20 protein-coding genes are annotated in these 22,745 nt (G+C 55.8%); 13 read left to right on the plus strand and 7 right to left on the minus strand.

All coding sequences use genetic code 11. The features are described from left to right. Positions 1–70 precede the first annotated feature (70 nt). On the minus strand, positions 71–862 hold the full coding sequence (locus tag ACYVHC_RS07580; protein WP_460613064.1) for a 3'-5' exonuclease: 792 nt from the start codon (positions 860–862) through the stop codon (positions 71–73). A 407-nt stretch (positions 863–1,269) separates the two neighbouring features. Between ACYVHC_RS07580 and ACYVHC_RS07585 the strand changes: the two genes are divergently transcribed. Continuing rightward, entirely contained in the window at positions 1,270–2,166 is an 897-nt protein-coding gene (locus tag ACYVHC_RS07585; RefSeq protein WP_460613065.1) for an ABC transporter ATP-binding protein, read from the plus strand. Between the two features lie 107 nt (positions 2,167–2,273). Then, positions 2,274–5,915 carry an ABC transporter permease/M1 family aminopeptidase gene (locus ACYVHC_RS07590; protein WP_460613066.1) on the plus strand — a complete coding sequence of 1,214 codons (3,642 nt, stop codon included), beginning with the start codon at positions 2,274–2,276 and terminating at the stop codon, positions 5,913–5,915. An 89-nt stretch (positions 5,916–6,004) separates the two neighbouring features. On the opposite strand, the gene ACYVHC_RS07595 is transcribed toward ACYVHC_RS07590, so the two are convergent. The 3 genes from ACYVHC_RS07595 to aspS all read right to left on the minus strand — a co-directional run bounded on the left by ACYVHC_RS07595 (position 6,005) and on the right by aspS (position 9,294). Continuing rightward, the gene (locus ACYVHC_RS07595; RefSeq protein WP_460613067.1) at positions 6,005–6,670 is read right to left on the minus strand and encodes an SdpI family protein; all 666 of its coding nucleotides are present in this window, start codon (positions 6,668–6,670) and stop codon (positions 6,005–6,007) included. After that, positions 6,667–6,939, minus strand: coding sequence for an autorepressor SdpR family transcription factor (locus ACYVHC_RS07600; RefSeq protein WP_460613068.1), 273 nt, complete (start codon positions 6,937–6,939; stop codon positions 6,667–6,669). The genes ACYVHC_RS07595 and ACYVHC_RS07600 overlap by 4 nt, the downstream gene beginning before the upstream one ends. Positions 6,940–7,530: 591 nt before the next feature. After that, on the minus strand, positions 7,531–9,294 hold the full coding sequence (gene aspS / locus ACYVHC_RS07605) for an aspartate--tRNA ligase family protein (RefSeq protein WP_460613069.1): 1,764 nt from the start codon (positions 9,292–9,294) through the stop codon (positions 7,531–7,533). 310 nt (positions 9,295–9,604) lie between these two features. On the opposite strand from aspS, the gene ACYVHC_RS07610 reads away from it, so the two are divergent. From ACYVHC_RS07610 to ACYVHC_RS07630, 5 genes are all read left to right on the plus strand, one after another. After that, entirely contained in the window at positions 9,605–10,063 is a 459-nt protein-coding gene (locus tag ACYVHC_RS07610) for a hypothetical protein (protein ID WP_460613070.1), read from the plus strand. 117 nt (positions 10,064–10,180) lie between these two features. After that, positions 10,181–10,747: a hypothetical protein gene (locus tag ACYVHC_RS07615; protein WP_460613071.1), complete on the plus strand. Its 567-nt coding sequence runs from the start codon at positions 10,181–10,183 to the stop codon at positions 10,745–10,747. Positions 10,748–10,846: 99 nt separating this feature from the next. Continuing rightward, complete coding sequence (locus tag ACYVHC_RS07620; RefSeq protein WP_460613072.1) at positions 10,847–11,293, plus strand: nucleoside deaminase; 447 nt, start codon at positions 10,847–10,849, stop codon at positions 11,291–11,293. A gap of 204 nt (positions 11,294–11,497) precedes the next feature. Continuing rightward, a complete protein-coding gene (locus ACYVHC_RS07625; RefSeq protein ID WP_460613073.1) occupies positions 11,498–12,106 on the plus strand; it encodes a superoxide dismutase in 609 nt (202 codons plus the stop codon). 205 nt (positions 12,107–12,311) lie between these two features. Continuing rightward, positions 12,312–13,601, plus strand: coding sequence for a nucleoside permease (locus ACYVHC_RS07630; RefSeq protein WP_460613074.1), 1,290 nt, complete (start codon positions 12,312–12,314; stop codon positions 13,599–13,601). A gap of 116 nt (positions 13,602–13,717) precedes the next feature. Here ACYVHC_RS07630 and ACYVHC_RS07635 read toward each other — a convergent pair whose 3' ends face one another. Beyond that, positions 13,718–14,137, minus strand: a complete 420-nt coding sequence (locus ACYVHC_RS07635; RefSeq protein WP_460613075.1) for a nucleoside-diphosphate kinase — start codon at positions 14,135–14,137, stop codon at positions 13,718–13,720. 261 nt (positions 14,138–14,398) lie between these two features. On the opposite strand from ACYVHC_RS07635, the gene ACYVHC_RS07640 reads away from it, so the two are divergent. The 6 genes from ACYVHC_RS07640 to ACYVHC_RS07665 all read left to right on the plus strand — a co-directional run bounded on the left by ACYVHC_RS07640 (position 14,399) and on the right by ACYVHC_RS07665 (position 19,367). Next, complete coding sequence (locus ACYVHC_RS07640; RefSeq protein ID WP_460613076.1) at positions 14,399–15,442, plus strand: DHH family phosphoesterase; 1,044 nt, start codon at positions 14,399–14,401, stop codon at positions 15,440–15,442. A 47-nt stretch (positions 15,443–15,489) separates the two neighbouring features. Beyond that, positions 15,490–16,548: an FKBP-type peptidyl-prolyl cis-trans isomerase gene (locus tag ACYVHC_RS07645; protein WP_460613077.1), complete on the plus strand. Its 1,059-nt coding sequence runs from the start codon at positions 15,490–15,492 to the stop codon at positions 16,546–16,548. A gap of 95 nt (positions 16,549–16,643) precedes the next feature. Further along, a complete protein-coding gene (locus ACYVHC_RS07650; RefSeq protein ID WP_460613078.1) occupies positions 16,644–17,162 on the plus strand; it encodes an FKBP-type peptidyl-prolyl cis-trans isomerase in 519 nt (172 codons plus the stop codon). A 70-nt stretch (positions 17,163–17,232) separates the two neighbouring features. Next, positions 17,233–17,778 (plus strand): FKBP-type peptidyl-prolyl cis-trans isomerase, encoded by a 546-nt coding sequence (locus ACYVHC_RS07655; protein WP_460613079.1) that lies wholly within the window; start codon positions 17,233–17,235, stop codon positions 17,776–17,778. 19 nt (positions 17,779–17,797) lie between these two features. Next, positions 17,798–18,274 carry an FKBP-type peptidyl-prolyl cis-trans isomerase gene (locus ACYVHC_RS07660; protein WP_460613080.1) on the plus strand — a complete coding sequence of 159 codons (477 nt, stop codon included), beginning with the start codon at positions 17,798–17,800 and terminating at the stop codon, positions 18,272–18,274. 124 nt (positions 18,275–18,398) lie between these two features. Continuing rightward, positions 18,399–19,367 (plus strand): FKBP-type peptidyl-prolyl cis-trans isomerase, encoded by a 969-nt coding sequence (locus tag ACYVHC_RS07665; protein ID WP_460613081.1) that lies wholly within the window; start codon positions 18,399–18,401, stop codon positions 19,365–19,367. 54 nt (positions 19,368–19,421) lie between these two features. Here ACYVHC_RS07665 and recO read toward each other — a convergent pair whose 3' ends face one another. After that, positions 19,422–20,147 carry a DNA repair protein RecO gene (gene recO / locus ACYVHC_RS07670; protein WP_460613082.1) on the minus strand — a complete coding sequence of 242 codons (726 nt, stop codon included), beginning with the start codon at positions 20,145–20,147 and terminating at the stop codon, positions 19,422–19,424. A gap of 171 nt (positions 20,148–20,318) precedes the next feature. After that, positions 20,319–22,670 (minus strand): type IX secretion system anionic LPS delivery protein PorZ, encoded by a 2,352-nt coding sequence (gene porZ, locus ACYVHC_RS07675; RefSeq protein ID WP_460613083.1) that lies wholly within the window; start codon positions 22,668–22,670, stop codon positions 20,319–20,321. Positions 22,671–22,745 lie beyond the last annotated feature (75 nt).

A 22,745-nucleotide genomic window follows, 5' to 3' on the forward strand; every position in this document is an offset into this window, starting at 1 on the left:
GAAGAAAGGCTATTATATAATGAGCTTGTAGTTCAGTGGTTTAGCCTGCTGCCTTCACGCCGAACAATTCTTAGGTACGGCGCATTAGCACGGTTTCTTCGTCGGCGTAAGCTATGGCGTCGTCAGTGAAAGGCTGTTCGCCCCGGAATTTCTGCAGCAGGCGCGCCGTAGTGATAATGTCTTTCTGGCAATAGCGGGCAATGCGAGGCAAGTCGTTTTCCTCGTAATATACCCGGGCCACATCCTTACCTTGGATATCATCTTTGGGGGTAGGGATACCGAACATGGCGGCCAGCAAGCTCAGCGACGTAAACGATTTCCGGTCGCCGAACTTCCAGAGCTCCATGGTATCGAGGTGGGGTACTTCCCAGGGCTTTTTGCCAGCAGTATCCAGGTGAGGCGGCAACTCTAGCCCGTTGATGAGCATGCGGCGCGAGATATAGGGAAAGTCGAACTCCTTGGCGTTGTGTCCGCACAGCCGGAAATGTGGCCGGTGACTAATAGCCTTGCTGAATTCCAGCAATAGCTTCCGCTCATCGTGCCCATAAAAAGACTTCACGCTGAAGCACACTTCGCCGGTAGGCGCGTACCGGAAGCGGCCCACCGAAATGCACACCACCCGCCCAAACTCAGCATAGATGCCCGCCTGCTCAAACAACGAAGCGGCGTGCAGCGCATCGGGCAGGGGTGCAATATGGTCGTGGTGCGAAATCCAGCCTTTTTCACGGCGCAGGGCGTGGCATTTGTGCTCCCACAGCTCCTTCAGCATCTCCTGCAAATCGTCGTGGCAGCCCACGCAAGGCACGGTTTCGATGTCGAGGACAAATACCTCATCGAGCTTCAGGTCGCGGAGCAGACGCATACGGACGCGGAAAAAAGTGCAGAGAAGCAGGAAAGATAGAAGAAACAGCCACAAAATCGCAGTTTCAAGCAAAACCGCGGCTTTATAGCTGTAGTCGTCTGCGGTATTTTTGATCATGCCTTAGGATTCTGCCTTTCCGGCAACTAGCTCCTACGCCACCAAAGCACCGCAACTCTACCTACTAGCCTTGCACCACGGCTAAACCCTCATCCACTGCCTTTTGAGGGGCAATAGTGGCCTGTTGGTTGAATATGCACCAACATTAGAATTAGGCTATATAATATTACCTAGCGCCCTTCCAGCTGCATCTTACATTCTCATCATCAGACACCTACCCGGCTCCGCGGGATATTGATGTGGTACCGGACAACGCCTTCAGTATATCATTTACCCACTTTCTCTCTGATATGGCCCTAGTAATTGAGCATCTTTCTAAGACCTATCCCAACGGCACGCAAGCCCTGAAGGACGTCAGCCTCACCATCCCGACCGGCATGTTCGGGTTACTGGGCCCCAACGGCGCAGGCAAAAGCAGCCTGATGCGCACCATTGCTACGCTACAGGAACCCGACCATGGCTCCATACTGCTGGACGGCCTGGATGTGCTACGTGAAAAGGACAGCGTACGGCGCGTGCTGGGCTATCTGCCCCAGGAGTTTGGCGTGTACCCGCGCGTATCGGCGGAGGAATTGCTCGACCACTTGGCCGTGCTGAAAGGCATAGGAAATGCCAAAGAGCGGAAAGAGGCTGTGGAAGCCCTGCTCCAACAAACCAACCTGTGGGAAGCCCGCAAGAAAAACTTGGGCGGCTACTCCGGCGGCATGAAGCAGCGCTTTGGCATTGCACAGGCGCTACTCGGCAATCCGCGCCTGATTATCGTGGATGAACCTACCGCCGGCCTCGACCCCGCCGAGCGCAACCGCTTTCATAACCTGCTGAGCGAGATTGGCGAGAATATCATCGTGATTCTGAGCACGCACATCGTCAGCGACGTGTCGGATTTGTGCCGCAACATGGCCATCATCAACAAAGGCCAGGTGCTGCTGCACGGCGACCCGCTGACGGTAATGGAAGAGCTGCGCGGCCGCGTGTGGCGCAAGTTGGTGGAGAAAACGGAGCTAGCGGCCCTGCAAACCCACCACAACGTTATCAGCTCCCGCCTGTTTGCGGGAAAAACAGTGGTGCACGTACTCAGCGAAGACCGCCCCGACGGCGCGTTTGAAGAGGTAAACCCAGACCTGGAAGATGTGTACTTCGCCCAAATCAATGGGCGGAAGGTGATGGTAGAAGCCGCCGCGGTATAGGCGCAGGTACGCTTTATCCGGCGGCCGTTAGCTGAGGTTTGCCTTGTGGCGGACCCTAGTCGGCCGGCTGCTTCCCTCCTTTTTTCATCTGATTTCCTACCTCCCGTATGTTTCTACCCATATTCCTTTTTGAGCTGAAATACCGCTTCCGTCGGCCCGCTACCTGGATTTACTTTGGCTTGTTTTTGCTGATGGCGTTTCTGCTGGTGACGGCGGCCGGAGGTGGTTTGCCAGGCTCCAGCGTGAGCATTGGGGGCAATGCCAACGTGAAGCTCAACGCGCCGCACACCATCAGCACCATGATTTCGGTACTGAGCTGGATTGGGGTGCTGGTGGCTTCGGCCCTAATGAGCAACTCCGTATACCGCGACTTCGAGCACAAAACGCACTCATTGTTTTTCACTACCCCCATCAGCAAGTGGGGCTATTTGGGCGGGCGCTTCCTGGGCTCGTTTGTGGTGGCCATTGTGGTGTTTACGGGTATCGGGCTGGGTATCTGGCTGGCTACCCTTATGCCCTGGATCAAGCCCGAAAAGCTGGGGCCCACGCAGCTGAGCCATTATGTGTGGCCTTACCTGATTATGGTGCTGCCAAACCTGCTGTTTTCAGGAGCAGTGTTCTTCACGATGGCCACACTCACGCGCAATATCCTGAGCACGTACATTGGCTCGGTGGTGCTGCTGCTAGGGTACATTGTGGCCCAATCCTACCTTTCCGACATGGACAATGAGGTGCTGGCCTCTTCCCTGGATGCGTTTGGCGCGGGCGCCATTTACTTCACTACCCGCTATTGGACGCCAGCGGAGAAAAACACGCTGCTGCTGCCCCTGAGCAAATACATCCTGCTGAACCGCGGGGTGTGGCTCGGTGTGGCGTTGGCCTTACTGGCATTATGCTTTGCGCGGTTCCGCTTCTCGGCCTTTGCTTCGGAGGCCAAACCGGGTAAACGCAAAGCAGCTTCGCTAGCTGCCGCCGCTGCGCAAGCCGCCGCCATGCCCGCCCCTACCCAATTGCAGCTCCCAAAGGTTGCTCAGCTGTTCACTTCGGCCATGAGCTGGCGCCAATGGTGGAGCCTGACCAAGATGGAATTCCGCGGTATTGTGCGGAGTGTGTATTTCATTGCCCTTGTGGCTTCGGGCGCTATTTATTTGCTCGTAATCGGCACCCAGGTGGGCAAGATGTACGGCACCACGGTGTTTCCCGTCACCAACGAAATCATGGATGCGCTGGGCGGCAACTTTGCCCTGTTCATGCTCATCATCATTACCTATTACTCCGGCGAGCTGGTGTGGCGGGAGCGGGAATCCAACATTTCTCAAATCACCGATTCGTTACCGGTACCCAACTGGGTGCCGTTCTTTTCCAAGCTCACGGCCCTGGGTTTGATTCAGGTGGTGTTGCTGCTGGTGGTGCTGGTGTGCGGCGTGCTGATACAAACAGCGCACGGCTACTTCCAATACGAGCCACTGCTGTACCTTAAAGGACTGTTTGGCGGACGGCTACCGGATTACCTGTTGCTGTGCGTGCTGGCGATGCTGGTGCAGGTGCTGGTAAACAACAAGTATGTTGGCCACTTCGTGATGGTGCTGTACTATGTCGCCAACATCTTCCGTGGGCAGCTCGGCCTCAACCACCATCTGCTCGACTACGGCGGAAACCCCGACATTCCGTATTCGGCCATGAACGGATATGGTCACTTTGTGCAGGGTTTTGTGTGGTTTAAGGTGTACTGGGCGGCTTTTGCGGTGCTGCTGGCGGTGCTGAGCAACCTGCTGTGGGTGCGCGGCACGGAGGCTTCCCTAAGCTGGCGCCGGCAGGAAGCTGGTCGGCGGTTCCGGCGCCCGGCCTGGGTAGCGGCCGGCCTGGGGCTGCTGGTGATACTGGTGTCGGGAGGCTTTATCTTCTACAACACCAACGTACTGAACGACTACCGCACGCCCAAGGCGGAAGAGCAGATGCAGGCCGCCTTCGAGAAGAAGTACCGCCGCTACCTGAATGCTCCGCAGCCGCGTATTACGGCCGTAAACCTGAACACCGATATTTTTCCTGAGGCGCGCCGGGTGAACTTCACGGGCTACTTTGTGCTGCAAAATAAAACCAGCCGGCCGCTCGATTCGGTGCACGTAACCATTCCGCAGGACGCCCACATCCAGAAACTCGACTTTGGGCCCGGCGCGACCCTAGTACTGAACGACTCGGCTTACCTCTACCGCATTTACCGCTTGGGCCAGCCCCTAGCGCCCGGCGACTCGTTGCGCCTGAACCTGGAGGTAGCGTATGAGGAGAAAGGCTTCCCGAACAGTGGCTCCAACACGAGCATCGTGTACAACGGTACGTTTTTTAACAGCAGCTACCTGCCTTCCTTAGGGTATTCGGAAAATCGAGAGCTAAGCGACGATGATGTGCGCAAGCGCAACGACTTGCAGCCCAAGCCCCGCATGGCCCGCGTAAATGACCTGAAGGCCCGACAGAACACATATATCAGTCACGACTCGGATTGGATTCGCTTTGAAACCACCGTTAGCACCTCTCCCGACCAAGTAGCCGTTGCGCCTGGCTACCTGCAGAAGGAATGGACCACAGATGGCCGCCGCTACTTCCACTACAAGATGGACCGGCCTATGCTCAACTTCTACTCCTTCCTCTCGGCCCGCTACGCCGTGAAAAAGGACAAGTGGGTGGATTCCGTGGGTCAGCGCACCATCCCGATTGAAATCTATTATCATCCCGGCCACGAGTACAACCTCGACCGCATGATGAAGGGCGTGAAGGAGTCGTTGAGTTACTTCTCGCGCAACTTCAGCCCCTACCAGCACCGGCAGGTGCGTATTCTGGAGTTTCCGCAGTATGCTTCGTTTGCCCAGAGTTTCGCCAACACCATTCCGTTCTCGGAAAGCATCGGGTTCATTGCCGATGTGGATGACAAGAACCCCGACGACATCGACTACCCCTTCTACGTGACCTCGCATGAGGTAGCGCACCAATGGTGGGCCCACCAGGTGATTGGAGGCGATGTGCAGGGCTCGACGCTCATGTCGGAAACCCTCTCGCAATACGCCGCCCTGATGGTGATGAAGCACCATTACGGTGCGCACACCATGCAGAAGTTTCTGAAGTATGAGCTGAACAGCTACCTAGGCGGCCGCTCCTCGGAGCGTAAAAAGGAAGTACCGCTGGCTCAGGTAGAAAACCAGCCCTACATCCACTACCGCAAAGGCTCAGTGGTAATGTATGCCCTGGCCGACTACATTGGGGAAGCCAAGCTGAACGCCGCCCTAAAGGAGTACACGAAAGCCGTGGCCTACCAGGGCCCGCCCTTCACTAACTCCACCGAGTTTCTGGGCTACATCAAGCGCGCTACCCCCGACTCGTTGCAGTACCTGGTGAAGGACATGTTCGAGAACATCACGCTTTATGACAACCGCATGACGGCCGCTACCGCCCAGAAGCTTCCGAACGGCCAGTACAAGGTGAAGATGACCATCGAGTCGCGGAAGTTTTACGCCGATAGCCTCGGCAATGAGCGCGATGCAAAGTACCAGGATTGGGTGCCGGTGGCCGTTTTCCCGGAGCAAGGCAAAGAAAAAATGCCTGTGCTGCCACTAGCCATGACGAAGCGCCGCCTGCACGCGGGCACTAACTACCTGGAGTTCATTGTGCCGAAAAAGCCCGCCAAGGCTGGCGTAGACCCCTACCACATGCTGGTGGACCGGACGCTGGAAGACAATACCAAAGCGGTGGAGCTGTAGTTTCTTGTTGCCCACTGAAACGACACGTAACAAAAAGAGCCGCCTTACCAGGCGGCTCTTTTTATTGAGGTTGTGTGCCTATAGTTAGACTAGTGGGCCTGGGCTTGCTTCATTTCCTGCTGATATAGCCAATAGGAATAGGCATACACGGCCACCACTGTACCCAATACGCCTACGAGCAGTACTGCCATTGCTATTTCAGCTGACCCTACTAGGCCCAGCAAGGCGCTCAACCCACCGGTGGCAAAAAATAGCCTACCTCCCAGCCGATGCGTACGCGCCCAGATAAGCGGAAACTCTAGGGCCCATGGCGTCTTGAACCCCACAAAATAGTTGGGCTGCACGGTGGTCAGGTAATTGCCCATCAGGGCAAAGAATACGCCCATGATAACGGCCAACCCTCTACCCGGCTGCACCGCCGGATGCAGCGCAGCATACAGGCTGAATACGGCTAGCCCGCTCGTTAGGCCCACCAAGGCTAGCAGCAGCTTCTGGTAGTTTACGCTGCTGGTATCAAGGCGCTTTTTAGGGTCGAGGCGAGGCAGGAACGCCAGCAGCAGATAGGTACCCAGCGGCATTCCCAGACACAGCAACCAGACGTTTTCTTTCGCCGTGAATCCGTTGGCTGCGCCCGCTGCACTGAAGTGCGTTGGAATCTGAGCCGGCAGCAGTGGCCACGTATACACCAGATATGCTACGGGCAGTACGAGCAGCAGCAGAACCAACAAGTTCCAGATGGTAAGTTTCGGTTTCATAGACTTGAATCGTTACTAGGTTTGAACTGTAGCAGCCAGCCCAGCAGCTCGTCTACTACAGTCATATTAAGAGTATAGGTCACGAATTGGCCTTGTTTGTCGCTGGTTACTAGGTCGGCTTGGCGGAGCAAGTCCAAGTGGTGGCTGATAGTAGGTTTCGAGAACTGGAAGTGGTCGGCTATTTCCCCGGCCGTGCGTGGCTGCTCGCGCAGCAGCTCCAGAATGGCGCGGCGCGTGGGGTCGTTGAGGGCTTTGAAGAGAGCGTTCAAGTGCTGTTAGGTATTTAGACAAATATCTAATTATTCATGAAATATGTAATAGCCACACAATTTTACTTTTTGTCTACTTTATCCTACCATGTTACATAACGAAAAAGCGGCTTCTGATGCATCAGAAGCCGCTTTTTCGTTACCGTCGTGGTGTCTCAATGGTTGTATATCCTTTAATCAATCGCACTACCTCAGCTTCCGAAGCACCTAGTGACATGAGAGCTATAGTATCAAGCGACTGATGAGGTTTACGCTGCGTTATCACCAAATTTCTGATAACTCCTACACCGAAACCAGATACAGACTCTATTCTGACCTCTACCGTTTCCCAAGCCCTAAAGCCAATCTTTGGTGTCCAGAGGCCAGCTGATCCAAATTGGAAAAGCGGCGGTTTGTGAGTTGCTATTTTCCTACCCTGCCATACTACTAGGCCACCCAGAAGCCAAAAGGTTACAATCAAGCCTGCGTTTACTCTGGCGTTTGCTGCTCCATATAGGCCTAGCAAAATTATTATCAGACCCAGCAGAATGACGGGGTACCCAACCCAAGTCGACGTGCGAAATATGTGTGGGTACTCCTCAGGCTCCATTCCTACTTCCTTACCACTGCCGTCGCAATGCTCAACTCCTTCAGTTGCGCATCAGAAATGGGTGAGGGTGAGTCGATCATAACGTCGCGGCCGGAGTTGTTTTTCGGGAAGGCAATGAAGTCGCGGATAGAGTCGGCGCCGCCGAAGAGGCTGCAGAGGCGGTCGAAGCCGAAAGCAATGCCGCCGTGCGGCGGTGCACCGTACTCGAAGGCGTCGAGCAGGAAGCCGAACTGCGCCTTGGCCTCCTCATCGGAGAAGCCTAGCAAGGAGAACATGCGGGCCTGCACGGCGCGGTCATGAATACGGATGGAGCCGCCTCCTACTTCTACGCCGTTAATCACCATATCGTAGGCATTGGCGCGTACTTCCCCAATGGTGTCGGGGTTATCGAGCAGCGCTATGTCTTCAGGCTTGGGTGAGGTGAAGGGGTGGTGCATGGCGAAGTAGCGGCCTTCTTCCTCGATGTACTCGAGCAGCGGAAAATCCACTACCCACAGCGCCGAGAAGGTTTCCTTGTCGCGGAGGCCTAGGCGCTGGCCCATTTCCAGGCGCAGTTCCGAGAGAGCCTTGCGGGTTTTGTTAGCCTCGCCGGCTAGTAGCAACAGTAAGTCACCGGGCTGGGCATTGAAGGCTGCCTTCACCTGCTGGAGCACCTCCTGCGAGTAGAACTTGTCCACCGACGATTTCACGGTTCCATCGGCTTCCACGCGGGCGTATACCAGGCCAGTGGCGCCAATTTGCGGGCGCTTCACATACTCCGTCAGCTCATCGAGCTGCTTGCGGGTGTAGGAGGCCGCGCCGGTTGCGTTGATGCCCACTACTAGGCCGGCGGCATCAAACACGGGGAAGTTGTGGCCTTTTACTAGGTCATTGAGCTCCACAAACCGCATTTCAAAGCGCGTGTCAGGCTTATCGTTGCCATAGAAGCGCATGGCATCGGCGTAGGTCATGCGGGGCAGCTGGCCGATTTCCAGGTTTTTCACCTCGCGGAATAAGTACTGCACCAGGCCCTCGAAGGTGTTCAGGATGTCTTCCTGCGTCACAAACGACATTTCGCAGTCAATCTGCGTGAACTCAGGCTGGCGGTCGGCACGCAGGTCTTCGTCGCGGAAGCACTTCACAATCTGGAAGTAGCGGTCGAAGCCCGACACCATCAGCAGCTGCTTGAAGGTCTGGGGGCTTTGGGGCAGCGCGTAAAATTCGCCGGCGTTCATGCGCGAAGGCACCACAAAGTCGCGGGCACCTTCCGGGGTGCTTTTGATGAGTACGGGCGTTTCCACTTCGATGAACTGCTGCCCATCGAGGTAGCGGCGCGTGGCTTGGGCCACGCGGTGGCGCAGCATCAGGTTCTGGCGCACGGGGTTGCGGCGCAAATCGAGGTAGCGGTACTTCATCCGCAGGTCGTCGCCGCCGTCGGTGTCATCCTCAATCAGGAAGGGCGGCAGCTTAGCGGGGTTCAGCACGTCCAGCTTCTGCACCCGAATTTCGATGCCACCGGTGGGCATTTTGTCGTTTTTGGAGTGGCGCTCGGCCACTTTGCCGGTCACGCTGAGCACAAACTCACGGCCTAGCTGGCGGGCCTGCTCGCGCACCTCGGCTGTTTCTACCCCTTCTTCCAGGGCCAACTGCGTAAGGCCATACCGGTCGCGCAGGTCAATCCAGAGGATGCCGCCCTTGTCGCGGGTGCGCTGTACCCAGCCGCAAAGCGTAACGGTTTGACCAATGTGTTCGGGGCGCAATTCGCCGCAGGTATGAGTCCGGAGCATGGTAATAGAGCTGTGAGGTGAGAACCCGGCGCCTAGCCTCAGCAGGAAAGCAGGTACGGCATGCCGCCCATCTGCCTCTTGCCTTCGGCGTTCCGGGTTCTATAACAAGAGCGAAGGTAGGCAGGAAAAATCAGTCGGAAGCCGAAAAATCGTGCAGCGAAGAAGTGGCAAGGACCTGGGCGCAGCTGATAGAAAATATGATTTACGCCGGGAAAAGCCGTTTTTTGTCGGCCGAAACAATTTCGGCACGGAGTATGCAAACCGCTCCTCCAGAATCAACCTTCACGCGCTACTTCTCTTCGCTACGCATATGAAACGCCCCGCTCTGCTCGCCCTAGCCGCCCTGCTGTTTACCTTCTCGGCCGCGGAGGCCCAGACCAAGGTCAAGACCAAAACCAAAGCAGCAAACGGCACCGAAATCAAAACTACTTCGGAGTCTGACGCTGTTACCCTGACCGGCCCCATCAAGCGCGTAGAAACGCTGTCGGGTATTGATGTTTTCCCGGCTTCTAACGGACAGAGCATCATGCTTAGCTTCACGCAGCAGTTCACTAAGCCTGGCACGCTGATAATGACCAACTATAAAAAGCAGCCCATCTATACCACGGAGCTTGACCCGGCCAACAACACCGGCGAACCCGTTGATCTGGGCCGCATTCCGGCGGGCAGCTACCTGATTGAAGCCAAAACTGGCAACTACGTATACTGGAAAAAGGTGATGATTAAGTACCCAACGGTGGCCAAGGCCAAAACCAAGAAGCGCCGCTAAGCGCTTACTAGCACGTTTTTGGGCTCCGAAGTCGTTACGGCTTCGGAGCTTCGTGTTTCCGGAGCGTTTTCCAATTCCTGCAAACCTAGTAGGTTGCGCCTACTTCCTTTTTGATCTATGAAAACCTACTTTCGATTTTTTCGTGCGGCATCGTTGCTGCTGGTACTAGGGCTGTTACTGGCCTTTGCCGGCCCCAAGCTCAAGAAAACGCCTGTTGGTAAAAACATTACCATTGGTGTGCCCGAAGGCTTCGCGCCCCTCCCCGATGATGGCATTGCGGCCAAGTATCCAGCCCCGCGCAAGCCGCTGGCTGTGTTCAGCAACCCCAGCGGCCGCATCGACCTGAGTGTTTCGCAGAAGCCCACCACTTTCCAGAGCCGCGACTACGCGTTGCTGCTCAAGATCTACAAAGCCAGCATTCAGAACATGTACTCCAAGGTGCAGTTTCTGCAGGAAGACATCCGGACGGTAAACAAGCGCGACTACGTGGCCCTGGAGTTTGTCTCGACGGTTACGGACAATAAGCGGGGTAGTAATCTGGCCCCCATCCGCAAGTACCAGTTTGTGCAATACGCTATTGAAGGCGACCAGCTGTTTGTGTTCACTTTTGTAGCACCCGCCGACGAGCAAGCGCAGTGGCAGCCAACGGCCAAGGCTGTCATGAGCAGCGTGGTAATGAAATAAGCGGTGAAGTTGTGAAAGGTGAAATTGTGTCGGGTTCAGCTTACAGGAACAGCGCAATAAGAGGATTTCACAACTTCCCCTTTCACAACTTCACCATCTATGACGCTTTCGCTTTATTCCGATGAGCAGTACATGCAGGAGGCCCTGAAACAGGCCCGCTATGCGTTCGAGGAAGAAGAAATTCCGATTGGGGCCGTGGTAGTGCTAGACAAGCGCATCATTGCCCGCGCCTACAACCAGACCGAAAAGCTACAGGACGTAACGGCCCATGCCGAAATGCTGGCCCTCACGGCTGCCGCCAACCACCTCGGTAACAAATACCTGCAAGACTGCACCTTGTACGTAACCGTGGAGCCCTGCGTGATGTGCGCCGGCGCGACGGCGTGGGCGCAGGTGCGACGCGTGGTATACGGCGCGGCCGAGCCAAAATTTGGGTTTCGGCGCCACGGCAACCTGCTACACCCTAGGGCGGAGCTGGTCAGTGGCATATTGGCGCCGGAGTGCGAAAGCCTGATGCGTGATTTTTTCGCACAGAAGCGGAAATAGGCTACTTTTGACTACTTCCGCAACCCTAGCCCTAGTGAAGCGGTTAGTACTGGAACGCCACGCACGAGCTGGAGCAGGCTTCACGGCCACGCGCACTAGCTGGTTTAGGGCCGCAAACCCTACGAGCTTCCTGGCAAGCGGTTCTGCTGCTCTGGGGCGCGGCGTTTTAGTTTGTCCTATCCAACCAACAAAAACATTTCTACTATGGCTTTCGAACTGCCCCAACTCCCCTACGCCTACGACGCCCTGGAGCCGCACATTGATGCGCAGACCATGGAAATCCATCATACCAAGCACCACCAGGCCTACGTTACGAACCTCAACAATGCCATTGCTGGCACTGAGTTGGAAGGTAAAGGCTTGGAAGAGCTGATGCACAATATTGCTGCCGCACCAGCTGCCGTGCGCAACAACGGAGGCGGCCACTGGAACCACTCCCTGTTCTGGACGATTCTGTCGCCGAATGGTGGCGGTGAGCCCACAGGCGCAATCGGCGAGGCTATCAGCCAGTCGTTTGGCTCGTACGAGAAGTTCAAGGAAGAATTCACCAAGGCCGCTACTACCCGTTTCGGCTCCGGCTGGGCGTGGTTGTGCAAGCAGCCCGATGGCTCCGTACAGATTTGCTCTACGCCCAACCAGGATAACCCCCTGATGCCCGACACTGGCTGCAAAGGCACTCCTCTGTTGGGCCTTGATGTGTGGGAGCACGCCTACTACCTGAAGTACCAGAACCGTCGCCCCGATTACATTGCGGCCTTCTATAACCTCATTAACTGGGACGAAGTAAACAAGCGCTTCGCCGCAGCCGCGTAGCCTAAACACTAGGTTCTCGTTTCACTTAAAGCCCTTTTGCAGCCATGCAAAAGGGCTTTTTGCGTGTTGAGCACTGCTAGCTGTTTGGGGGTGCGCTTCGTACAGTTCAGGCTCCTTGGGGGCCTAGCAGCTTATTTCTCCGGAAAGAATTCTTGTATCTTTAGGTTCCGAATTGTATTCCCCCCTTCTTCTCAACCGCATTTACATGAGTACCAAGCTGCGTCTCATTATCCTGAGCTTTTTACAGTTTTTTATCTGGGGCTCGTGGCTGATAACCATCGGAGCGTACTGGTTTCAGACCAAGCAGTGGTCGGGAGCTGAGTTCGGAGCAGTGTTTTCCACCATGGGCATTGCCTCCATCTTCATGCCCTCGCTTATGGGCATCGTAGCGGATAAGTGGTTTAATGCGGAGAAACTCTACGGCATTCTGCACATTTTAGGCGGCATCGTACTGTGCACGGTACCCTTGGTGAATGACCCTAGCACCATGTTCTGGGTGATCCTGCTGAACATGATTTTCTATATGCCCACGCTGGCCTTGTCCATTGCCGTATCGTACTCGGTACTCAAACGCGAAGGCCTCGATGTGGTGAAAGACTACCCCCCCATCCGGGTATGGGGCACCATCGGCTTCATTGCGGCCATGTGGACGGTGAGTGGCTTGGGCTTCGAAAAATCAGCCAACCAATTTTACGTAGCAGCGGCAGCAGCCATTGCTCTCGGGGTATACTCCTTCACCCTACCCGCCTGCCCGCCTCCTTCCAAGGGTGCCTCAAGCCGTTCGTTGGTTGATGCCTTGGGCCTAAAGTCTTTTGCCTTATTGCGCGACACGAAGATGCTCACGTTCTTCCTGTTTGCGTTGTTGCTGGGAGCCGCCCTGCAGCTCACCAATGCCTACGGCGACACCTTCCTGCACGACTTTGACAAGGTACCTGCTTATCAGGACACGTTTGCCGTGAAGTACCCGGCCATCATTATGTCCATCTCCCAGATTTCGGAGACGCTGTTCATTTTGGCTATTCCGTTCTTTCTGCGTCGTTTTGGCATCAAGCAAGTGATGCTGTTTAGCATGATTGCCTGGGTACTCCGTTTCGGTCTGCTGGCGTATGGCACCCCCGATCAGCCGGGCATCTGGCTGATTATCCTCTCGTGCATCGTGTACGGCATGGCCTTCGACTTCTTCAATATTTCGGGTTCGTTGTTCGTGGAAACCCAAACGGCGTCCTCAATCCGGGCTAGCGCGCAAGGCTTGTTTATGATGATGACCAACGGCTTTGGTGCCGTACTAGGTAGCTCCGTCAGCGGCATCGTAATCGAGAAGTATTTCACCAACCCCATTGACCAAACCAAGGACTGGCACAACATCTGGCTCACGTTTGCTGCCTACGCGCTGGTTATTGCGGTGCTGTTTGTTATTCTCTTCAAGCACAAGCATAATCCGCAGGCGGTAGAAGAAACTACCGAAGAACCCCAGCTGGCGGTAAACCAAGCGTAATACCTACTCCTGAACATAAGAAAAGCCCGCCCTGCAAGCTGCAGGGCGGGCTTTTCTTTGGAAAACAGCGCTACCGAAGTACTAGCTACTGGTAACGTGTAAACCGACAGGTGCGCTTAGAACTGCTCGTCAGCAGTGAAGAAGAAGTTGCCTTCAATCTGTGCGTTCTCGTCGGAGTCAGAGCCGTGTACGGCGTTGGCTTCAATGCTCTTAGCGTATTTCTTCCGGATGGTGCCTTCAGCAGCTTGGGCCGGGTTGGTAGCACCAATCAGGGTGCGGAAGTCGGCTACGGCGTTGTCTTTCTCCAGAATAGCCGCTACGATAGGGCCCGAAGACATATATTTTACTAGGTCGCCGTAGAACGGACGCTCCTTGTGTACTTCGTAAAACTGGCCGGCGCGCTCGGGGGTCAGCAATACTTTTTTCAGGCTTACAATGCGGAAGCTGCCCTCTTCAATCATGCTCAGGATGCCACCAATGTGGTTTTCCTGGGTTGCGTCGGGCTTAATCATCGTGAACGTGCGGTTCGTGGCCATGGGCTCTGGTATGGTTGAGGTTAAGTAAATTGCTGCGTGAAAAGCAACGCGAGTTTGCGGGCGCAAAAGTAGCGGGTTTCGCTGGTATTGCGTGTTGGAACTGAAGCATTGCAGAAAACTGTCTTGCTATTCTCAACAGGCAATGACCGCCTTAAACGCACCTTTCGGAAAGGTGTTTTGTTGGAACCCAGAATATTTCCGACTTTTGCCGCCTTTGTACGCGGCCTAAACGACCGAAATTCAGTCACCTACCTGTAGGCAATGTCCACAATATCTGAGCTGAAGGAGCTGCTGGCGCAACCCCGACAGATTTTTATCACCACCCACCACAAGCCCGATGCTGACGCTCTGGGCTCGTCATTGGGTTTGGCTGGCTACCTGCGCAAAAAGGGGCATTCCGTTACGGTGGTTACGCCGTCGGACTACCCTAGCTTTCTGGCCTGGATGCCCGGCAATGAGGAAGTGGTGGTGTACGAGCCGCGTGAAAACGACGCCCAAGTTCGCGACATCATCAAATCAGCGGAGGTAATTTTCTGCCTCGACTTCTCCTGTCTGAACCGCATCAACGAGCTTGGAGAGTACATCCGCCACGCCGGGGGCACCAAGGTGCTGATTGACCACCACCAGGAGCCGGAGGCTTTTGCCGACCTTGATTACTCCAACTCAAAAGCGGCTGCTACGGCGGAGCTGGTGTTTGAGGTAATCCGGGACCTAGGCGACCAAGCGCTGATTGATACTGGTATTGGCGAATGCCTGTACGCCGGTATCATGACCGATACGGGTTCGTTCCGCCACCCCAGCACCTCGCGCAACGTGCACCTGATTATTGCCGAGCTGCTGAATGCCGGCATTAACCTCAGCGATGTGCACCGCCGCATCTACGACTCGCACTCCGAGGAGCGCCTGCGCTTCCTAGGCTTTGTGCTGAAGGATAAGCTCACGGTACTGCGCGAATACAACACGGCCTACATTGCTATTACCGCCGATGAGCTGCGCCAATACCACTCCAAAACCGGCGACACCGAAGGGCTGGTAAACTTTGCCCTGAGCATTGAGGGTATCGTTTTTGCCGCTATTCTCATTGACCGGGGGCAGGCGGTAAAGATTTCCTTCCGCTCCGTTGGCGACTTCTCGGTAAGCGAGTTTTCGCGCCGCCATTTCCAGGGCGGCGGCCACCACAATGCCGCCGGCGGCATCAGCCACGAGCCGCTGGAAGCTACCGTAGACCGCTTCTTGGGCTTACTTCCCGAATACCAGACCCAATTAGTTACCGCTCCGCTTGCCGTAACGCCACCATCGGTATAATTCCGTGTAACTTGGGCGCACATTCCGTTTTAACACTAAACCCTTTCATGCTCCTTCAACGCAACCTTTTGAGCCTGGCCCTCGCTGCCGGCGTCCTGGGCCTCGCCTCCTGCAACAAAGGCGGTGATTTCAGCAAGACCAAATCGGGGATTGAATACAAAGTTTTCAAAGGCACCACCGGCAAGTACGATGCCCGCGAGGTAAGTGCTGAAGGTGACCCGACCTACAAAGAGCGGATTGGCAAAATCATGGCGCTGCACGTGGAATACCGCACCGCCAAAGATTCCATCCTGTTCAACTCGCGCAAGCAGCAAATGGGCTTCCCGGTACGCGTACCACTGGATTCCGTGCGCAAAGAGCAGCGCGGCGGCCTGGAAGAAGCTATCAGCCTTCTGCAGCCCGGCGACTCGGCCGTATTCCGCTTTAACGTGGATACTATTTTCGCCAAGTCGTTCCGTCAGCCGGTTCCTCCTTTCATGAAGAAAGCCGGCAACGTGATGACCATGTTCGTGAAAGTGGACAAGGTGCAGAGCCGCGACGAAGCGATGGCCGACGTGCAGAAGATGCAAGGTGAGCAGCAGCAGAAAATGATGGCCTACGCGGAGACCCAACTGAAAAAGGACGACGCTACGCTGCAGGAGTATATCAAGAAAAACAACCTGAAGGCTCAGAAGGATGCGTCTGGTGTGTATGTAGCCGTAACGCAGGCCGGCAGCGGCCCCAAGCCCAAGCAGGGTCAGCTGGTTTCGGTGCAGTACAAAGGCACCTTGCTGGATGGCAAAGAGTTTGACTCTTCAGCTAAAGGCAACGCTGGCAAGCCCATTGAATTCCCAATTGGCGTAGGCCAGGTGATTCCGGGCTGGGACAAAGCCATTCCGCTCCTGAACAAGGGCTCGAAAGCTACCTTGCTGATTCCTTCGTCGCTGGCCTACGGACAGCGCGGTGCTGGCGCCGACATTCCGGCTGATGCTATCCTGCGCTTCGACGTGGAATTGGTGGACGTGAAGAACGCCCCGCCTGCTCCCGCTGGCGGCGCTGGTCAGCCCAACGCGGCCGACATTCAGCGCCAGTTGCAGGAGTTGCAGCGCCAGCAGCAGGGCAAGTAACTTTTCAGGTACTACCCCCTAAAAAGCCCCCGGTCCGGTGCAACCGGGCCGGGGGCTTTTTGCTCTTCTCTCTACACTGTTGCTTATTTTTGAGTATGCGTACTTCTCTTTTTCGCTTTCGGGCGGCCTGGCTGCCAATCTTATGGATTAGCATATTCTCTTTGTTCCTATCAGCCTGTAAAAAGGATGAAGAGGAAATTGACACCACCGACTACGCAGCGCGGGATGAGGCCCTTATCACGGCCTACATTGCCGATAACAAGCTCACCGGCTTCGAGCGAGATGCCGAAACGGGCCTGTATTACTCTATTACAAAACCTGGCAGCGGCGCCAACGCCGTGAAAAACCAAAAGGTAACGGCCAAGTATGTAGGCACGCTCCTCGACGGAACCGTGTTCGACAAAAGTGATCCTAAAACAGTGGGATTTCCGTTTGTGCTGGGAGTAGGCGGGGTAATAAAAGGCTGGGACGTAGGGTTTACCAAGCTTAACCTGGGTAGCAAAGCCATTTTGTTAATTCCGTCGGATATGGCTTATGGCAAATCCGGCGCGGGTGCCTTGATTCCGCCGCATGCTGTCCTGCGTTTCGACGTAGAGGTAGCTAACATTGAGTAATTTAGCGCTTTCACTTCCTGCCAATGGCCCACAGGCCCCAGGTACCTAGCAAGCGTAAGCTTCCCTTTCCATGAAACAGAAATTTTCCTTATTCCTTGCCCTGTTTGCGTTGTCCCTTACGATGACGCCGGCCCTTACCAGCTGCAACACCGAGCCTGACTATATTCAGCGGATTCGCAACCAGGAGGAAGCGCAGAAAAAACTGGACGAGGAAGCCATCAAGGCCTACCTGACTCGCCACAACATCACGAACTTCACGCGGCTGGAATCCGGAATCTATCTGGTAAGCATCACCGATGGCCCTACCTCTAACCCGTTGATTACACCAGGCAAACAGGTGACGGTTAACTACGTTGGGAAGTTTATTGATGAGAAAAACGAAGACCAGGTGTTTGATGCTTCCAGCAACAACCGGACGCAGTGCGGCTGCTTTGGCTTCACCAATGGCTCGGCGGGCGTTATTACCGGCTGGAACACAGCCTCACTCAATATGCGCCTCGGCGACCGGAAGCTGATCTTTATTCCGTCTTACCTGGCATATGGGGCGACGAATTACGGCACTATCGTGGCCAATACGCCTCTGCTCTTCGATATGGAAATTCTTAATGTTGAGTAGGCTGCACCGCATACACTTTATGGCCGCCGCAGGCCTAGTAGCAGGGTTGGTGCTGGCGCCAGGGCTAGGCTACGCGCAGTTTAGCTTGCCCAATGCCAGCACGGCCGCAGCCACTCCCGATAGCCTGCTAACGCGCGCTGTTACTACGCGCTCTGGCTTACGGTATGCCATTCGGCAGCCGGGCACGGGAGCTAAGGCCCATCCTGGCGACAAGGTGACGGTGCATTACACCGGCTTCCTGCCGGATGGCCACATCTTCGATGCCTCCGTGAAGCAGGGTGGCCCCATAAAACTGCGGGCTGGCCGCGGCGAGGTAATTAAAGGCTGGGATGAAGTGCTGCTGCTGCTCTCGGAAGGTGCCCGCGCCCGCGTCTGGATTCCGGCTAAACTGGGGTACGGCTCCAAAGGCCAGCGCGACCCGGACGACGAAAAACGGTTTCTTATTCCGCCGAACTCCGACTTGGTGTTTGAGCTGGAGGTAGTAAAAATCAAATAGCAGCTCGGTCCGGTGGCACACCCATCGGACCGTATTGTTTTCACTTGACGTCGGAAAACTCCCTAGGCTCCCTTCTGGCCCAAAGCCTTTTTACAAGAGTAGTATAGCCTCACACGTGTTTTGTATGCCATCTTCCTCTCGACTTCGCTTTTTCCTGGCTGCTACGTGCGGGGCCGCAGGCCTGATGAGTTTTCAGGGAGATCCTACTCCTTTTCGCAAGCTCAAATCGGGGCTGGAATACCGGATATACCGCCGCGAAAATGGCCGCTACGTGCTGCGCCCTGCTTTTGCCGCCACCGGCGACCCTACGTATAATGCCCGCACCGGCCGCATCATGAGCCTGCACCTAGAGTTCCGGACTGCTAAAGACTCGGTGCTGATGCATACTAGGCGCCAGAGCAACGGCCAAACCGTGCGGGTACCCTTGGATACAATTCGCCAGGCGCAACGAGGCGGCGTGGAAGAAGCGCTGTCGTTGCTGCAGCCCGGCGACTCCGGCGTGTTTCGGCTAAACATCGATACGGTTTTTCAAAAATCATTCCGCCAGCCGGTGCCCTCGTTTGTTCGCAAGGCCGGCCCTACCCTTACGGTGCTGGCTAAAGCCGTGAAAGTTCAGACCCAGGAGGAGGCCATGCAGGACATGAAGCAACAGATGCTGCAGGCCCAGGAGAAAGCCGAAAAGCAAGCGGCAGACCTGGCGTTGAAAGAAGACGCCAGCATTCAGACTTACCTCAAACAAAACAACTTGCAAGGGCTCAAAACGGCCGGAGGCGTGTACTACGTCATCACCAAACCCGGCACGGGCGCCAAGCCCAAACAGGGCCAAACGGTTTCAGTACTATACAAAGGGCAACTGCTCAGCGGCAAAGAGTTTGACTCCTCGGAAAAGCATGGCAACAAGCCCATTGAGTTTACGCTGGGGGAAGGCCAAGTGATTCCGGGCTGGGACGAAGGGGTTGCCATGCTCAATAAGGGTAGTAAAGCTATTCTGCTTATCCCTTCCAGCATGGCGTACGGTCCCCGCGGCGCCGGCGCCGATATTCCACCCAACAGCATTCTTCGCTTTACAGTGGAGCTAGTAGATGTAAAATAACCAATTGGGGAAGGCCGCCATGCGTTCAACGCAGGTAGCCTTCCCCAATTGGCTTTAGAGCTCCGCCAGCACCTCCGAAAGCACCGACAACGACCGAATGTCGCCGAGGTGCTCTACGTGCAGCTGATAGTACCGAATCAGTACGCCAAGCAACTCGCGACGGACCCGGCCATTGGGAATAGTTGCGGCCGTTGGGTTGTGAAGCAGGGCATCAAAGTGCTCATCGAATTCCTGAAACCGCATAACCTTGGGCCCGGCACTGCCGCTGGAGCCCCCGGGCACCTCAGAGGCAAAAGCCACCTGCGTGGTAATCTGCTCCCCGGTTTCAGGCCCGAATCCCAAATAGTGCGTGAGCCCGAGAAGGAATACTAAGGCAAAGTTTTCAAAGCCTTCCTCCTGCCGATCGAAGGCCAAGATGGAATCGTGCAGAAACACGAATAGCGGCTCATTTTGCTCTTCTTCCTGCAATACGCGCCCCACAATTTCAGCCAGAAACAAGGCAATACTGCTCTTGCGCACATCGTAGGGCAAGCTCCGGAAAGGCTCGGCACAACGGTACTCCGACAGGCGCGTGAGCCCACCGCTACGCGAGGTATAGGCTACCAAATCCAGAAGTGTGAAGGGCTGAAACAACGCAATACGGCCAGGAGGCTTGGCTTTTCTTACGCCGTTCACTACGTAGCTCTGCAAGCCCAAGCGCTCGGTGTAGATGCGCGCAATGATACTGGTTTCCCGGTAGCGCATGTAATTGAGAACAATACCCCGGGTTTTGATTAACATCTATCTGGACGCATGAGAGTGAATAGGAACTGGCCGGCAGCCAGGCAAGGGTTTGCCAGAAGTAGCACCCTAGTAAGTGCTGCTTTCAACCAGCCGGCAGCAAATTATGCTACTCCTGAAACGCATTTTTTGAGTTGGGCATTCCGCTTGGCGTGTGGATTTGCGCCTTACTTAGCGCTCTACCACGGCAATTTTACTGATGCACCCGTTTTTGCCATCGGCATCAGAAGAGAGCACCAAGTATACGCCTGATTGTACCCGGCGGCCATTATAGTCGGCTAGGTTCCAGGTAACGGTGCCGCCACTGGCGCGGGTCTGATACACGAGCTTACCAGTCACATCCGTAATCTTGACGAAGCCATTGTTGGCCAGCCCCGCAATGCCTACTTGCCCCGTGAAATCGGTCCGGACGGGGTTGGGGAATACGCTGGCGCAGCTAGGCTTGCCTTCCGTAACGGTGGCCGTGCCGCGGTACGCCACCACGCCCAGGTCCGTGACCACGAATACCTCCCCAGTCTTATCGTTCACCTCTACATCCACAATACGGTCGGAGGGCAAGGGGCTATTGGCGGTAGTGAAGTGCTGGAGCGCCTCAGTGCCGTCTTCATTGAACAGCCACAGGCCTCTGTCAGTCGCAAACCACTTGCGGTTACCACCATCCACGGCAATGGCCCGCACCGCTTCGTTGAAGAGTACCGGTAAGCCTGTTCCCTCGCCGCGTTGCACGTTGGGCACCTGAAATACTAGGCCCAGGCTGGGGTCAAAGGCACTGCCCGGGTCGTTGAAAACGGCGGGGCCTTTCAGCGTTGCCGCCCAAATATCTCCGCGTCGGTCCTTTACTAGGTCGTACACTTCTGCGCTGGGCAGGCCGTCGGCATCGGAAAAGCTGCGAGTGGTTGCGTTTTTTTCATCATACGCTACTATACCCTGCTTGCGGCCCGCAGGAGCCCGCGCCTGGCTGGCCCACACCACGCCTAAGTCATCCAGCACAATCCGATCTAGGTTGTCGCTTTCGCTGAAGTAAGGCACCGTTCGCCAACTGTTCTGGGTGGGGCTGAACACAAACAAGCCCGATTGCCCTTGCATTTGATGCCGGTTCACTACCCACACATTCCCCTCCTGATCCGTAGTGACATCGGTTATGCGGGTATAGTTGGGGTCTGGAATGGCGCTAAGCAAGGGGTTAGGCTGGTTGCTGGTAGGGTTAAACAAGCGAAACTCGCCGGGACCTTTCCATTCCAGCAGCCCGTTGCCATAGCTGGCTACATACAGCGTCCCATCAGACGTCCGAACACCTCTCGACACGTCCTTCGGGTTCGGATACTGGCCTGCCGACAGCGTTTGGGCAGTAATGTTGGTCCACTGCCCGTTTTTATACTCAAAGAACCCCTGATATCGATCCAGGCTCAAATAGCGGTCGGCGTAGCCGCCACTAAATATGGTTACCGTGTTGGAGCGCGCATCGGCCAGCACACTATAAGCCGTGGCCTGAGCCGGCGCGTTGGTTACAAATTGCTCGGCCTGCTGGCCGTCTAGGGTTTTCAGTAAGCCATTTCGGAAATCGGCGAGGTAATAGCCGGCTTCTCTGGCTTTTAGCACCGCCCGCGGGTCTTGCAGCAGGGCTGGGCGCAGCGTTTGGGTTATGGTGCCACTAGCCGTATTCAACACCGAAACTTGGCGTTCATCGACTAGGAGCAACCCCACCCGAGACGAGCTAAGCTGCCGAAACTCAACGCCAGTTGGCGCGCCCGTTACCGGCTGCCAGCCACTAGCCGGAGCCGCCGGATTGTACTGATAGAGCTGGTCGCCGTTGATGCCAGCAAACACTACCCCTCCCTGCACGGCCAAGGTCCGGAAGGGGTCATTGGGGCGGGCGGGCACATCAGTAGTCCAGGTGCGGTAATCCAGCAAATTGCCCGCTAATGGCGCGCGCATCAGGCCGTTGGAAGTAGCCGCAAACAAGGCGCCACCCGCTACAGCCGTGGCATACACCCGTACCCCACTGCCCCCCGGGCCGATGGCCGTATACGAGTCGCGGATTTCCAGGCGCACCAGGTCCAGCACCACTATCCCGAAATTACAGGCCAGGTACGCCAGGCGGCCGCTGATTTGAATGTGGTAGATGGTTTTACCTCCGCTGATTTGTTTGCGGGCAATATCATTGAGGTTGATAACGGCTCCATCTTTCAGGCGCAGAATATCAAGGTTGCCGCTGCGGTAAGCTACCACTACTTGCTGGCTTACTGAGTCGTAGGCCAGCGTGTTCACGCCCACATCGTTCAGCCCATCGCGCCGGGAAAGCAGCTGCGTGGTGTTGCGCTCTTTGTCAAAGAAGAAGAAAGCATCCTCGGTGGCTACATACACCCGGCTGCCGGCTTCAGCCAGCGCCTTAGCTCTGTTGGTGGGCAAATGCAGCTGCCAGTCGCCGTAGCCGGCCGTAGACTGCGCCAAACTCCCGGATAAGCTGAGCAAGCAAAGCAGTAACGCCCAGAAAGCGGCGCGCAGGCGTAACAGTAAGGTCATCGGCAGAGGCTAGTGGCGCAACAAATGCAGTGGCAAGATAACGCTGCCCGCCTAGCTTTCGTGCTGCCCTGGTTC

This window comes from Hymenobacter seoulensis (assembly GCF_054780535.1).

Coding starts and splice junctions, on each gene's coding strand:
- ACYVHC_RS07580 (WP_460613064.1), bottom strand. CDS start 862: ATGCGTCTGCTCCGCGACCTGAAGCTCGATGAGGTATTTGTCCTCGAC.
- ACYVHC_RS07585 (WP_460613065.1), top strand. CDS start 1,270: ATGGCCCTAGTAATTGAGCATCTTTCTAAGACCTATCCCAACGGCACG.
- ACYVHC_RS07590 (WP_460613066.1), top strand. CDS start 2,274: ATGTTTCTACCCATATTCCTTTTTGAGCTGAAATACCGCTTCCGTCGG.
- ACYVHC_RS07595 (WP_460613067.1), bottom strand. CDS start 6,670: ATGAAACCGAAACTTACCATCTGGAACTTGTTGGTTCTGCTGCTGCTC.
- aspS (WP_460613069.1), bottom strand. CDS start 9,294: ATGCTCCGGACTCATACCTGCGGCGAATTGCGCCCCGAACACATTGGT.
- ACYVHC_RS07610 (WP_460613070.1), top strand. CDS start 9,605: ATGAAACGCCCCGCTCTGCTCGCCCTAGCCGCCCTGCTGTTTACCTTC.
- ACYVHC_RS07615 (WP_460613071.1), top strand. CDS start 10,181: ATGAAAACCTACTTTCGATTTTTTCGTGCGGCATCGTTGCTGCTGGTA.
- ACYVHC_RS07620 (WP_460613072.1), top strand. CDS start 10,847: ATGACGCTTTCGCTTTATTCCGATGAGCAGTACATGCAGGAGGCCCTG.
- ACYVHC_RS07625 (WP_460613073.1), top strand. CDS start 11,498: ATGGCTTTCGAACTGCCCCAACTCCCCTACGCCTACGACGCCCTGGAG.
- ACYVHC_RS07630 (WP_460613074.1), top strand. CDS start 12,312: ATGAGTACCAAGCTGCGTCTCATTATCCTGAGCTTTTTACAGTTTTTT.
- ACYVHC_RS07635 (WP_460613075.1), bottom strand. CDS start 14,137: ATGGCCACGAACCGCACGTTCACGATGATTAAGCCCGACGCAACCCAG.
- ACYVHC_RS07640 (WP_460613076.1), top strand. CDS start 14,399: ATGTCCACAATATCTGAGCTGAAGGAGCTGCTGGCGCAACCCCGACAG.
- ACYVHC_RS07645 (WP_460613077.1), top strand. CDS start 15,490: ATGCTCCTTCAACGCAACCTTTTGAGCCTGGCCCTCGCTGCCGGCGTC.
- ACYVHC_RS07650 (WP_460613078.1), top strand. CDS start 16,644: ATGCGTACTTCTCTTTTTCGCTTTCGGGCGGCCTGGCTGCCAATCTTA.
- ACYVHC_RS07655 (WP_460613079.1), top strand. CDS start 17,233: ATGAAACAGAAATTTTCCTTATTCCTTGCCCTGTTTGCGTTGTCCCTT.
- ACYVHC_RS07660 (WP_460613080.1), top strand. CDS start 17,798: ATGGCCGCCGCAGGCCTAGTAGCAGGGTTGGTGCTGGCGCCAGGGCTA.
- ACYVHC_RS07665 (WP_460613081.1), top strand. CDS start 18,399: ATGCCATCTTCCTCTCGACTTCGCTTTTTCCTGGCTGCTACGTGCGGG.
- recO (WP_460613082.1), bottom strand. CDS start 20,147: ATGTTAATCAAAACCCGGGGTATTGTTCTCAATTACATGCGCTACCGG.
- porZ (WP_460613083.1), bottom strand. CDS start 22,670: ATGACCTTACTGTTACGCCTGCGCGCCGCTTTCTGGGCGTTACTGCTT.